This window comes from Streptomyces sp. NPDC056948, assembly GCF_042674225.1.
Taxonomy (GTDB): domain Bacteria; phylum Actinomycetota; class Actinomycetes; order Streptomycetales; family Streptomycetaceae; genus Streptomyces; species Streptomyces purpurascens.
The window spans coordinates 33,077-45,735 of sequence record NZ_JBHUQX010000002.1 but is presented as its reverse complement, the minus strand read 5'-3'; the positions used below and the strand labels follow the sequence as shown (position 1 = coordinate 45,735).

Genomic DNA, 12,659 nt, shown 5'->3' with positions numbered 1-12,659 from the left:
CGTACCGGGCGACGGCCGGCGCTCCCGCGGTGCCCGCCTCTACAGCCAGTCGTGCTCCCACGCGTAGCGCGCCGCTTCGTGCCGGGTCCGGGTCTGAGTCTTCTGCATGGCGTTCGAGAGGTAGTTGCGTACGGTGCCTTCCGCCAGGTGGAGGCGGGCGGCGATGTCGGCGACGGAATAGCCGTCGCGAGTGACGCGCACGTGCCTCGGCAGCGTACCGGGCGACGGCCGGCGCTCCCGCGGTGCCCGCCTCTACAGCCAGTCGTGCTCCCACGCGTAGCGCGCCGCTTCGTGCCGGGTCCGGGTCTGGGTCTTCTGCAGGGCGTTCGAGAGGTAGTTGCGTACGGTGCCTTCCGCCAGGTGGAGGCGGGCGGCGATGTCGGCGACGGAATAGCCGTCGCGAGTGACGCGCAGGACGTCGATCTCCCGGTCGGTGAGAGGGCAGTCGTCGACCACGGCGAGCGCGGAGACGTCCGGGTCGATCCAGCGCTTGCCGCCGTGCAGCGTGTTGATGACCGACGTGATGTGCGCGGGTTCCGCCGACTTGCTGACGAAGCCCTGGACGCCCAGTTTCAGGGCCTTGCGGAGCACTCCGGGCCTGGCATGGCGGGTCAGCATGAGGATCACCTGCTCCGGCCGGGCGCGGCGGATCTCAGCGACAGCGCCCAGTCCGTCCACACCGGGCATCTCGAGATCGATGACGAGCACGTCGGGCCGGTGCTGGAGCGTGGCCCGCACCGCCGATTCGCCGTCCTGTGCTTCGGCGAGCACGGTGATCTCGCCTTCGAGGCTCAGCAACGCCGCCAGCGCCTTGCGGAGCAGAGCCTCGTCGTCGGCGAGTACCACGGTGGTCATCGGTCGGTCCTCCCGTTCGAAAACGCCGCGGCCGTGAGGAAGCGCCCGTCCGTCTGCTCCACCGTCAGCTCACCTCCGTTGTCGCCCACTCGCTCCCTGAGGGTGGACAGTCCGCTGAGCCCGGACAGGGGAGCCGTCCCCGCGCCGTCGTTGACGATGGTGATGCCCGACTCCGCGACAGTGATCCGCACCCGCGTGGCTTGCGCATGGCGCAGGATGTTCGTCGTCGTCTCCCGCAGGACCTGGCCGAGCAGCTCGTTGACCCGCTCGTCGACATCGGCCTCACGGTCGACCCGCACGCGGATGCCCGCGGCCTCGAAGAGGTTCTTCGCGTTCTCCAGCTCCACGGACAGATTGAGCCGCCGCTGTGCGTACGCCAGCTCCTTGGTCTGGGTGATGGTGTCGCCGACCAGGGCGCGCACCTCCCGCAGTTCCTCCTCCACCCGCCCGATGTCACTGCGCACCAGCTTCTCGGCCAGCGCGATCTTCAGCTTCACCACATGCAGTGTGTGGCCCTGGATGTCGTGCAGATCACTGGCGAACCGCACGCGTTCCCGGACGACGGCCAGCTCCGCTTCGCGTTCCCGTGACTGCTCCAGTTCCTCGACGAGGTCGTAGAAGACCTGCCCGGCGAACATGCTGCCGGTCACCACGACCGTGACACCTGCCGGGATGAGGACGTAGAGGATCAGGACCTCCGGCACATCCGCCGGTGCGACCAGCAGCCGGGCCGCGCCCACAGCGGCGACGAAGGCGATCAGCCCGACGGCGGCCACGATGCGGTGGCGGGGCAGCTTGGGCGCGTACAGGGGGCCCAGGACGGAGATGCTGTAGAACGCCGTATGGCCGCCCACCACCAGCACCCCGGCGATCCACACCATCGCGGTGACGATCAGACAGGGGAGGACGACCCGCGGAATGCCGCTCGCCGTCCACCGAGCGGAGGCGACCAGCGCCGCGGCCACGCCCAGGCTCAGGATGACGGCGTCCCACCACGTCCGGGCATCGACCGCCACCAGCAGGGTCCCGACGGAGGCGTTCACCGTGACCATCGTGGTGACGTTCAGCCGGCGCAGCCGTTCGCGTGTGCCCTCACGGTCCTCGGGCATCAGGTCCTTCCCCGCGGCGGCCTCACCGCTGAGTCCGCTGAATCCCCTGCGTCCGCACGCTGAGTCCGCACGCTGAGCAGCGGGATCGCCGACGCGCTCGCCACGGTGAGGGCAGCGGCCGTCCACATCAGCCACTGGTTGTTCTCGAGCCAGGACTCCATGTCGTCAGGGTAGAGACCGACGCCGAGGCGGTGGACGAAGAAAACCGCGCAGACCAGCAGGAAGACGGCCGTATTCGCCGTCAGCAGTATGCGCAGGGGTCTGGTGTCCATGTACGGCGCTCCGGGGTCGAACAGAAGAGTCTCCCCCGTAGTGTTCTGCCTGCTCACGGGCGGCACCAGTGACACCGCGTCATGGGTTCACCCCCCGAGATGTCACGGTGCGGCGATGACACCACGGCACTGCCGGACAAGCCTGACGACGGCTGAGATCAATGCATGACCTCGACACCAGTCATCGACGTTGACCGCCTCAACCTCAGCTACGGCGACTTCCACGCCGTGAAGGACCTGTCGTTCCAGGTGCGGAAGGGGGAGCTCTACGCGCTGCTCGGCACGAACGGGGCCGGCAAGACCTCGACCCTGGAGACCGTCGAAGGCCACCGCGCGGCCACCTCCGGCACCGTGCGGGTCTTCGGGCAGAGCCCCCGCGACCGGCGGGCCGTGCGGCCCAGGATGGGCATCATGCTCCAGGAGAGCGGGTTCTCCCCGGACCTGACGGTGAAGGAATCCGTCCGGATGATCGGAACGCTCTCCCGGCGCAAGGACAGGGTCGATCGGGTCCTCGACATCGTCGACCTCACGCACAAGGCCGGCACCAAGGTGTCCCAGCTCTCCGGCGGTGAGAAGCGACGTCTGGACTTCGCCACGGCCGTGTACGGGAAGCCGGAGCTGATCTTCCTCGACGAGCCCACCACCGGCTTGGACATCCAGTCCCGGGACGCCCTGTGGGACGCCGTGGACAAGCTGCGCGAAGACGGATCCACCGTCGTGCTCACCACGCACTACCTGGAGGAGGCCCAGGCGCGCGCCGATCGCATCGGGCTCATGCACCAGGGTGCCTTCCACCAGGAGGGGACCGTCGCCGAGCTGACGCGGACCCTGCCGGCCGCCATCCGCTTCTCCCTGCCGGACGCCGCACCGGCGCTGCCGCTGCGGGCCACGCGCGCGAGTGACGGACGGTTCCTCGTCGAGACGTTCGGCCTGCAGGAGACCCTCTACGCCCTGCTCGACTGGGCGCACGCCAACGGGCTGGAGCTGCGGGAACTCGAAGCCGGGCCGACCCGGCTCGACGACGTCTTCCGCGCCATCGGAGACGACTAGCCCGCTCCCCCGACGATCAGCCCCCTCCCCCGGAACCTCCCAGGAAAAGGCCTTTCACCATGCTCTCAATCGCTCTCGGCGAGCTGATCCAGATCTTCCGGAACCGGCTGGTTCTGGTCACCAGTTTCATCATGCCCACGGCGGTCAGCGCGTACTTCATCCGCCAGCACGAAGTCTTCGCGGACCTGGGCAGCCTCGGATACATCGCGGCGGTGGTGGTGTTCACCGTGGGCGCGTTCGGGCTCTACACGACGACGGTGACCACTCTGGCCTCGCGCCGCCAGAACCTCTTCCTCAAGCGGCTGCGCTCCACCCCGGCGGGCGACGCCGGCATCCTCTCCGGCCTGATGCTCCCCGTCACGGTCCTGGCGCTGGTCCAGGTGGTCGCGATCCTCGTCGTGCTGGCCGCGGTCGCCGGCGAACCGGCCAATGTTCCCCTCCTGGCGGCGGCGGTCCTCGCCACCGTCGTCATGATGCTCGGCCTGGGACTGGCCACGGCCGGACTGACGAACTCCCCCGAGCACGCCCAGGTGACCACGCTGCCGGTCAGCCTCGGCACCATCGCCGTCGCCAGTTGGGTGGGGATCAGCGGCACCGAGGAACTCACCCTGCTCAAGCGGCTGCTCCCCGGCGGCTCGGCCACCGAGCTCGTCCTCAACGCCTGGAACGGCGGCGTCCCCGTCACGGACTCCCTCCTCCTGCTGGCTCCCACACTGGGCTGGGTCGTCGTCGCCATCGCGCTGGCGTCCCGCATGTTCCGCTGGGAGCCGCGCCGGTGAGCGGGAACGGGGAGTGCCGCGCTGCCTCACAGCGTTGGTGTCAACCCGAGGTGCGGTCCTGCGCGGCGGTCAGGGCGACCTGGGACTCCCGCGTCCCAGCACACCGTTCCAGGCTGCCGGCATCTCCGCTGGTCAGCACCCGTTCCAGCGTTCCGGCGTCCCGTCATCACCGCCGTTTGTGGCGGGCGGGACGGATCGCGGAACAGGCTGCGGTCGTCCCAGCAGCCCGCTGGACGACCCACTTCGCACGATGGAGATCTCGATGCGTTCGCGCTTTGCCGCCCGCCCCGCCCGCCTCGCCCTGGCCGCCGTCGCGGCGGTGGCCCTCACCGCCACCGCGTCCGCCACGGCCACCGCCGACAGCCGAGGCAGCACCGCGCGGGCCTGCGTAACCAAGGACCTGACCTTCAAGCTCACCACGCAGACGCAGGCGGGTGGCTACTACCTCCTCACCGCCAAGGCCAAGTCGGGCGTCACCTGCTATCTGAAGGGTGTCTTCCCCTCCGCGTCCTTCGGCTCGGCGGCCGACACCGAGGTGGCACCGGCCGAGCACGCCGTCAGCGAGGACGTCGTCCTCTCCGGCTCCACCCGGGCCTACGCCGGCATCAACCCCAAGACCACCAACAACGATTACGGCAAGGAGTTCGAGCGGATCCACCTGTCCATCGCGGGCGACGAGGCCAACTCCATCAGCCTCGACCTCCCCGACACCGCCCTGGTCGACAGGCCCGTCGCCACCAACTGGCACGCCGACCCGGCCGACGCCGTCCCGTTCTCCGACTGACACGCACGCCGGGCGCCTCCGCCGCGCCCTCGTGACAAGACCGCACCCCCGGCCGACGTACGCACCGTCGGCCGGGGGTGTCCAGGTGATGACCACCGACGCGCACGCGATGCCCGCGCGGCGAAAGTCGGTCCATGGACACGGTCATGGATCGCGCGGAGATCGTTTTGCGGGTACGGCATGCGAACGGCCGGTGGTCGGCCAGGACGCTCTGGGTGGTGGTGCTCGACGGGGAGGCGTACGTCCGCTCTGCGTTCGGGCGGCGCAGTGCCTGGTACCGCCGGGTCCTGCGGCACGCGGACACGGAGGTGGAGGCGGCCGGGGTCAGACTGTCCGTCACCCTCCGGCCGGTGGACGACCCCGAGCTCGTCCAAGCCGGGCATCACCCCCACCCACTGGTTCCGCGGCGAGGGCATGATCCACGGCGTGCGTCTCGCGGGCGGCCGGGCCGAGTGGTACCGCAACCGCTGGGTGCGCACTCCCTTCCTGGACGGCGTGCCGTTCACCGGAACCGAGCTCGAGGTCAGCGCCGCCGCCACCAACATCATCTTCCACGGGGGCCGCTATCTGGCCCTGCAGGAGGCCAACCTGCCCTGGGAGGTCAGCGCCGACCTCGACACGATCGGCGTCCACGACTTCGGCGGCAAGCTCACCAGCGCGATGACCGCCCATCCCAAGGAGGACCCGGAGACCGGCGAGCTGCACTTCTTCAGCTACAGCCCCTTCCCGCCGTACCTGACCTACTACGTGGCCGACGCCTCGGGCGACATCGTCGCCTCGCAGGTCGTCGACGGATCCGGCCCCTCGCTCATGCACGACTTCGCCATCACCCGCGAGCACGTCGTCTTCATCAACTCGCCCGTGGTCTTCGACCACGCCGAGCACTCCGGCATCCCTTACCGCTGGCACGACGACGTCCCGCTGCGCATCGGCGTGATGCCGCGCGCCGGAGGCAGGACCACCTGGTTCGAAGCGCCCGACCAGGCGGCGCTGCTGCACGTCGCCAACGCCTACACCGACCCCCACGGCCGGGTCGTCCTCGAAGCACCGCGCTTCGACCGTTCCCCCTGGGAGAACTCGTGGAAGTGGTGGGTCGGCGCTCCCGGCTACGGCACCAGCCCCGACGCCGGCTCGACCTTCCACCGGTGGATCATCGACCCGGCCACGGGCAAGGTCACCACGGAATCCCTCAACGACCTGGTCACCGAGTTCCCGTCGATCAACGACGCCCACACCGGTTCGGCCCACCGCTACAGCTACGCCATCGCCTTCCCCGGCGCGGGCCTGTCGGGCTATCACACCGTCAAATTCGACACCCGGTCCGGCAGGGAGAAGCTGCTCGCCCACGGCGAGGGCCGGATGCCCGGCGAGGCCGTCTTCGCACCCGCCGAGGGCGCGACCGCCGAGGACGACGGCTATCTGCTCACCATCGTCAGCGACCTCAAGGCCGACGCCTCGGAGCTGCTCGTCCTGGACGCGAGCGACCTGAGCACCGTGGCCGCGGTCGAACTCCCCCGCAGGGTGCCCGCCGGCATCCACGGCCACTGGATCCCGGACACCGAACTGCCCGCCTGACCCGCGCCGACCGCCCCGGCGGCGGCTCGGTCCGCTGCCTCGCCGATACGGCCCGGCCTCCGAACCCGCGGGGCGCGAACTGTCTGGATCCCCGACTGCGCCGCGCCGGCCGCCCGGCCCGCTGCGACACCGATGCGGCTCTGGCCCGCACACGGGTCCCGCACATCCAAGGCCACTGGAGCCCCGCCATGGACTGCCCGCCCGACCGACCAGCCCCATCCGCCGTAGGACTCCCCCAAGGCGGCCCGGACCCCGACCCCGACCCCGACCCCGAGGAACCGCCATGACCATGAACTACCCCACGACCATCGACGAGAACGCCCCCGTCATCGCCGACCACACCATCCGGATCGCCGCTCCCCTCGAGCGGATCCGGCGACTGCACACCGAGATCGGCTCCTGGCCCGACTGGCAGCCCGATATCGCCGAGGCCCGACTCGACGGCCCCATCGCGCCCGGCACCACCTTCCACTGGACGACTGCGGGCCTGTCCGTCGACTCCACCCTCTACGCGGTCGACGCCCGGCACCGCATCCTGTGGGGCGGTCCCGCGCACGGCATCACCGGCGTGCACGAGTGGACCTTCACCGAGGACGGCGACGTCGTCGTGGTCCGCACCCGGGAGTCCTGGTCGGGCGCGCCGGTCGACGCCGACCGGGACAACCTGGCCGCCGCGCTGGACTCCTCGCTGAGCGGCTGGCTCAACGCCCTGAAGAAGGCAGCGGATTAGCCCCGTTTTGGCCGAGTTACGCATACGGTCCTTGTTCGTTCAGCAGTGCATGACCAACACGCGACGCACCCTCGCCGCCCTTGCTCTCGCCGGGGCCGCCCTCACCACTACCGGCACAGCTCACGCCGCCGACCCCGGCGACAACGGCGACCAGACCAAGGGCCAGTCCAGCAGCACTGCCGTAAGCACGAACGGGGACAACCTCCTCAGCAGGTCCACCAAGGCACTCAACGCACTCAACCCACTCACCAGCATCCTCCCGGTGAACATCAACGACCTTGGCCGCTAGACATGTGTCTCGGCAGTAAGGCGTGACACGACTCCAAACTCCGGGCCCCGGGGATCTCATGGGATTCCCCGGGGCCCATCCATGGGGTGTCCGGCAACGGGCAGGGGAAGTCGCCGCCCGGACCATGCGCGTCTCGACTGATTCAATGAGCACGCGCCGCGACGGGCACCCCGGCGCAGCCCGCAACGGAGGAGTCTTTGTGACACTGCAGGACATCGCGGCACGGCTGGGTTCGCTGCTCCGCGCCGGCGGTCTGTCCGTCAGCACCGCGGAATCCCTCACCGGCGGCATGCTCGGCGCGACGATCACCGGCACCCCCGGCGCATCGGACTACTACCGCGGGGGCGCGATCACGTACGCGACGGACTCCAAGGCGACGGTCCTCTCCGTAGCCGAGGCGACCCTCGCCTCCGACGGCCCCGTGAGCCCCGCGACGGCCGAACAGATGGCGTGCGGTGTACGAGAGTTGTTCGGAAGCTCCCTCGGTGTCTCGACAACCGGCGTCGCCGGCCCCACCGGCCAGGACGGCAAGCCCGTAGGCCTCGTCTACATCGGCGTCTCCGACACGGAGCGCACGGTCAGCCACGAGTTCAGAAGCACCGGCTCGACGCGCGACGAGGTGCGCCGCCAGGCCGTGGAGCGGGCACTGAGCCTGCTGGTCGACCATCTTCGCCCCAACACGCCACCCCTGACGTAACCCTGAGACGTCCCCCAGGCCTCCCCCATCTGTCCCCCATCCGCCCCCGAGATGTGTCAGAAATCTTTGACAGGTGTCGGATGGCGCTGTCAGCCTTTTCTGACAGGTACGACGGAAAGGGGCCGCGATGCCCGAGGTCCCGCCTCCGGCACCGACGGGCGACGAGTTGCTGAAGGTGCTCTCCGCCCTCGGCAATCCGCACCGCCTGCGGATCGTCGCGGCGCTGCTGGAGAGCCGGAACTACGTCAGCGCGCTGGCGCGCGAGATCGGGATGAGCCGCCCGCTGCTGCACATGCACCTCCAGCGGCTGGAGGCGGCCGGACTGGTCGTCGGCACGCTCGAACTCGGGGAGGACGGCAAGGCGATGAAGTACTTCGATGTCACGCCGTTCTTCTACGAGTTGACCCCCGGCGTCATCGCCCGGGCGTCCGCGACGCTCAGCGATTCCGAGAAGACCGAGGCCGAGAAAGAGGAAGCGAAGTGAATGGGGAACAGGTGACGCTGGCCGACAGCGCGGACACCGTGAGCGCGCTGGTCGGGGCCGTGGGCGCGGGCGGGCTCTTCACTCTGCTGATCGTGATCGTCTGGCAGACAGCCGCCACCTGGCGGGCCCGGATGCTGGCCGCGCGCGAGCAGCAGTACAAGGACCTCGCGACCAAGTACGCCCAGCTCCTCGAGGACACCGTGGAACTGCAGCGCCGCACCGTCGAGGGACAGCGGCAGACCCTCGACGAGCTGACGCAGACCCGGCTGTCGGTGTCCTCGATGGAGAAGATGATGCGCGAGATCGAATAGCGCCCCGAAGCGCGCTGAGAGACGCGTACGGCCGGGAGCGGCAACTCCCGGCCGTACAGAGGAAGAACACACCCTTCGGACACACCACCCGTACGCCACGGCAGGTCGTCACACCCGCAAGCGCCGTGGTGCGGGTCCCATGCGCCCTGGTGCCGGTCGTCGAACGGCCGGCGGCGCGCTCCCTACGTAAGGAGACTACTCATGCGTGCGCTGCTCCAGCATGTCGCCCGCGCGCCCGCCGGACGCCGTGGCAAGTGGCTGGTCCTGGCGGCCTGGCTGATCCTGGCCGTCGCCCTCGGCCCGCTGGCCGGCAAGCTCGGCGACGTCGAGGAATCCGGGCCCAACGCGTTCCTGCCGCGCGGCGCGGAGTCCGCGCTGGTCAACACGGAGCTGGAGAAGTTCCGTACGGACACGGTGATGCCGGCCGTCGTCGTCTACACCGGCGACGGTGCGGAAGCCATGGCGACGACCGACCGCGACGCCTTCGCGCGGTACGTCCCCGCCGGTCAGGAGGTCTCGCGGCCGATCCCGTCCGAGGACGGCAAGGCCTTCATGACGATCGTCCCGCTGGACAGCGAGGACGGCATCACCGACAAGGTCGACGAGCTGCGTACGGTCGCCGGCGCCAACGCCCCGCCCGGCGTGGACGTCGAGGTCGGCGGCCCCGCCGGCTCCCTCGCCGACTCGGTGGCGGTCTTCGACGGCCTCGACACGACTCTGCTGCTGGCCACCGGCCTGGTGGTGGCCGTCCTCCTGCTGCTCACCTACCGCAGCCCGGTCCTGTGGCTGCTGCCCCTGGTGTCGGTGGGCTTCGCGGCAGTCCTCACCCAGGTCGTCACGTATCTGCTGGCGAAGCACGCCGGGCTTCCGGTCGACCCGCAGAGCGCGGGCGTGCTCATGGTCCTCGTCTTCGGCGTCGGCACGGACTACGCCTTGCTTCTCATCGCCCGCTACCGCGAGGAACTGCACCGCCACGAGGACCGTCACGAGGCGATGCGGATCGCGCTGCGCCGCTCCGGCCCGGCGATCCTGGCCTCCGCCGCCACCATCGCCGTCGGCCTGTCCTGCCTGGCGTTCGCCGACATCAACTCCTCCCGCTCGCTGGGGCTGGTGGGCGCGGTGGGCGTCGTCTGCGGCTTGCTCGCCATGGTCACCGTGCTTCCGGCGCTGCTCGTCATCACGGGCCGCTGGGTTTTCTGGCCCTTCGTCCCGCACCACGGCACGCCCGTCCGCAAGCCGCGCACCATCTGGTCCCGGGTCGGAGCCTCTGTCGCCCTGCGTCCCCGCTGGTCGTGGCTGGCGTCGGTCGCCGTCACCGGCGTGCTCGCGCTGAGCGCGGTGGGCGTCAACATGGGCCTGACCCAGGCGGAGATGTTCCAGGACAAGCCCGAGTCGGTCGTGGCCCAGGAGAGGATCTCGGCGCACTACCCGTCGGGCGCCTCCGACCCGGCGGACATCGTCACCCGCGCCGACCGGACCGCCGAGGTCAGGGACGCCGCGGCCGCGGTGGACGGTGTGGCCCGTGTCGAGAACGACACCGCCCGCACGCCGGACGGCGAACTCGCCTCGCTGTCGGTGGTCTTGAAGGACGCCCCGGACAGTCAGGCCGCCAAGGACACGATCGACGCCCTGCGCGACGCCGTGAACCCGATGAACGCTCTGGTCGGTGGTACGACCGCAGAGGCCCTCGACACCCAGCGGGCCGCCGACCGCGACCTGACGACGGTCGTTCCGATCGTGCTCCTCGTCGTCCTGGGCGTCCTGATCCTCCTGCTGCGGGCCCTGATCGCCCCGCTCCTGCTCCTGGCCACGGTCGTGCTGTCGTACTTCGCAGCCCTCGGCGCCTCGAACATCCTCTTCGAACACGTCCTGGGCTTCGCGGGCGTCGACTGGTCGATCCCGCTCATGGGCTTCGTGTTCCTGGTGGCCCTCGGCATCGACTACAACATCTTCCTCATGCACCGCGTGAAGGAGGAGACCGGCAGGCTGGGCCACCACCACGGCGTCCTGGAGGGCCTGACCAGCACCGGAGGCGTCATCACCTCGGCGGGCATCGTCCTGGCCGCGACCTTCGCGATCTTCGCCGGCCTGCCCCTGGTGACGATGGCCCAGATGGGCGTCCTGGTCGGCATCGGCGTCCTCCTGGACACCTTCCTCGTCCGCACGATCCTGGTACCCGCCCTCGCCCTCGACCTGGGCCGCTGGTTCTGGTGGCCGGGCAATCTCTTCCACACCCTGCCCACCGCACGAAACGCCCCCGAGAACACCCTCTCCCACAAGGTGGCGTGAGCCCCTCGGACAAGGGCCGGGATCATCCATCCGTCGGCTCGCGCCGTCGTTTCGGTTCGGTGACGGGGCGGGACCGGCTTGGTGAGGGGCCGTACGTTGTATCGGCATGAGACCCCGTATCGCCGTGATCGGCAGCGGCCCCGCCGGCCTCACCTTCGCCCGCGTACTGCACCGTCATGGTCACCCTGTCACCGTCCTCGAACGCGATGCCGCCCGCGACGCACGTCCCGCGGGCGGCACGCTGGACCTGCACGAGGGGCTGGGCCAACTGGCGCTGGAGAAGGCGGGGGTGCTGGCGGAGTTCCAGGCGCTGTCCCGTCCCGAGGGGCAGGCCATGCGCATCCTGGACACGGACGGGACCGTCCTCCGCGACTGGCGGCCCCGCCCGGACGACCGGGCCAACCCCGAGATCGACGCGGGCAACTCCGCGACCTGCTGCTCGGCCCGCTGGACGTCCAGTGGGGACGGCTCGTGACGGAGGTGGTGCCGGAGAGCCCGGATGGCGTGCTGGTCCATTTCGCGGACGGGCGACAGGAGACCTTCGACCTCGTGATCGGCGCGGACGGTGCCTGGTCCCGGGTCCGCCCGGCGGTCTCGTCCGCGACGCCGCAGTACACCGGCGTCACCTTGATCGAGACCTCCCTGGACGACGTCGACACCCGCCACCCCGACCTCGCCCGGCTGGTCGGCGACGGTTCCGTGGCTGTGTACGGCGTGAACCGCGCGCTCGTCGCCCAGCGCAACAGCGGCGGCCACGTCAAGGTGTACGCCCAGTTCCGCGTGGAGTTGGACTGGCACACGAACCCGGACCTGCACAGGAGCCCGGACCAGCGCGCGGGCCTGGACCTGGCCGACGTCGAGGCCGTGCGATCAAGCCTGCTGGCCCAGTTCGACGGCTGGGCCGCTCCCGTCCTCGACCTCCTCCGCCACGGCACGGCTTTCGTCCACCGCCCCCTCTACGTCCTTCCCGTGTCCCACACGTGGGCCCACGTCTCCGGGGTGACGCTCCTGGGCGACGCCGCCCACCTGATGCCCCCGTTGGGGGCGGGCGCGAACCTCGCGATGCTGGAAGGCGCCGAACTCGCCGAGTCCGTCGCCGCCGCCCCCGGCCCCGGAGATCTGGACGAGGCCGTCCGCGCCTTCGAGAAGCAGATGTGGGCACGAGCCGGCAGGTGGGCGAACATCACGACGGCTGGCCTCGAACGCCTCGTGAGCCCGGACCCCTCCCAAGCCCTCGCCCTCTTCGACGAGGTCCAGCCATCCTGACCGCCAAGCGCGAGAGCATCGCCCACTCCGCCGGTTCCTCGCCCCCCGGGACGCGGGGTCGGCCATCCGCTCCCCAGGAGTGCATCTGACAGGCCGCGCCGGCCAGGAGCGTCACGCCCCCGACCGTGGCTGATCGCCAACGCTGGCGACGCAGCCCGGGACTGGGACC

13 protein-coding genes and 3 pseudogenes are annotated in these 12,659 nt (G+C 70.3%); 12 read left to right on the top strand and 4 right to left on the bottom strand.

Annotated features, from left to right (window positions below; all coding sequences use genetic code 11):
- Positions 1-39: 39 nt before the first annotated feature.
- From ACFTZL_RS00585 to ACFTZL_RS00570, 4 genes and pseudogenes are all read right to left on the bottom strand, one after another.
- Positions 40-198, bottom strand: a pseudogene (locus ACFTZL_RS00585) (response regulator transcription factor); the annotation flags it as partial.
- Between the two features lie 54 nt (positions 199-252).
- Positions 253-855, bottom strand: a complete 603-nt coding sequence (locus tag ACFTZL_RS00580; RefSeq protein ID WP_382576424.1) for a response regulator — start codon at positions 853-855, stop codon at positions 253-255.
- Positions 852-1,964 (bottom strand): sensor histidine kinase, encoded by a 1,113-nt coding sequence (locus tag ACFTZL_RS00575; RefSeq protein ID WP_382576421.1) that lies wholly within the window; start codon positions 1,962-1,964, stop codon positions 852-854. Before ACFTZL_RS00575 ends, ACFTZL_RS00580 begins: the two co-directional genes overlap by 4 nt.
- Complete coding sequence (locus tag ACFTZL_RS00570) at positions 1,964-2,236, bottom strand: hypothetical protein (RefSeq protein ID WP_382576420.1); 273 nt, start codon at positions 2,234-2,236, stop codon at positions 1,964-1,966. Before ACFTZL_RS00570 ends, ACFTZL_RS00575 begins: the two co-directional genes overlap by 1 nt.
- Positions 2,237-2,401: 165 nt before the next feature.
- Here ACFTZL_RS00570 and ACFTZL_RS00565 point away from each other — a divergent pair, with 165 nt between their 5' ends.
- From ACFTZL_RS00565 to ACFTZL_RS00510, 12 genes and pseudogenes are all read left to right on the top strand, one after another.
- Positions 2,402-3,286 carry an ABC transporter ATP-binding protein gene (locus tag ACFTZL_RS00565; protein ID WP_382576418.1) on the top strand — a complete coding sequence of 295 codons (885 nt, stop codon included), beginning with the start codon at positions 2,402-2,404 and terminating at the stop codon, positions 3,284-3,286.
- A 59-nt stretch (positions 3,287-3,345) separates the two neighbouring features.
- On the top strand, positions 3,346-4,065 hold the full coding sequence (locus ACFTZL_RS00560) for an ABC transporter permease (RefSeq protein WP_382576416.1): 720 nt from the start codon (positions 3,346-3,348) through the stop codon (positions 4,063-4,065).
- Between the two features lie 262 nt (positions 4,066-4,327).
- Positions 4,328-4,849: a DUF4232 domain-containing protein gene (locus ACFTZL_RS00555; RefSeq protein ID WP_382576415.1), complete on the top strand. Its 522-nt coding sequence runs from the start codon at positions 4,328-4,330 to the stop codon at positions 4,847-4,849.
- Positions 4,850-4,983: 134 nt separating this feature from the next.
- Positions 4,984-5,208 (top strand): annotated as a pseudogene (locus tag ACFTZL_RS00550) (DUF2255 family protein); the annotation flags it as partial.
- Positions 5,117-6,424, top strand: coding sequence for a carotenoid oxygenase family protein (locus ACFTZL_RS00545; protein ID WP_382576413.1), 1,308 nt, complete (start codon positions 5,117-5,119; stop codon positions 6,422-6,424). The pseudogene ACFTZL_RS00550 and the gene ACFTZL_RS00545, both read left to right, overlap by 92 nt.
- Positions 6,425-6,707: 283 nt before the next feature.
- A complete protein-coding gene (locus ACFTZL_RS00540) occupies positions 6,708-7,154 on the top strand; it encodes an SRPBCC family protein (protein WP_382576410.1) in 447 nt (148 codons plus the stop codon).
- Positions 7,155-7,203: 49 nt separating this feature from the next.
- Entirely contained in the window at positions 7,204-7,443 is a 240-nt protein-coding gene (locus ACFTZL_RS00535) for a hypothetical protein (RefSeq protein WP_382576408.1), read from the top strand.
- 199 nt (positions 7,444-7,642) lie between these two features.
- Positions 7,643-8,140 carry a CinA family protein gene (locus ACFTZL_RS00530; RefSeq protein ID WP_382576405.1) on the top strand — a complete coding sequence of 166 codons (498 nt, stop codon included), beginning with the start codon at positions 7,643-7,645 and terminating at the stop codon, positions 8,138-8,140.
- A 127-nt stretch (positions 8,141-8,267) separates the two neighbouring features.
- Complete coding sequence (locus ACFTZL_RS00525) at positions 8,268-8,624, top strand: ArsR/SmtB family transcription factor (protein ID WP_382576403.1); 357 nt, start codon at positions 8,268-8,270, stop codon at positions 8,622-8,624.
- On the top strand, positions 8,621-8,935 hold the full coding sequence (locus ACFTZL_RS00520; protein WP_382576400.1) for a hypothetical protein: 315 nt from the start codon (positions 8,621-8,623) through the stop codon (positions 8,933-8,935). The genes ACFTZL_RS00525 and ACFTZL_RS00520 overlap by 4 nt, the downstream gene beginning before the upstream one ends.
- A 201-nt stretch (positions 8,936-9,136) precedes the next feature.
- Positions 9,137-11,224, top strand: a complete 2,088-nt coding sequence (locus ACFTZL_RS00515; protein WP_382576398.1) for an MMPL family transporter — start codon at positions 9,137-9,139, stop codon at positions 11,222-11,224.
- A gap of 106 nt (positions 11,225-11,330) precedes the next feature.
- Positions 11,331-12,490, top strand: a pseudogene (locus ACFTZL_RS00510) (FAD-dependent oxidoreductase).
- Positions 12,491-12,659: the final 169 nt, after the last annotated feature.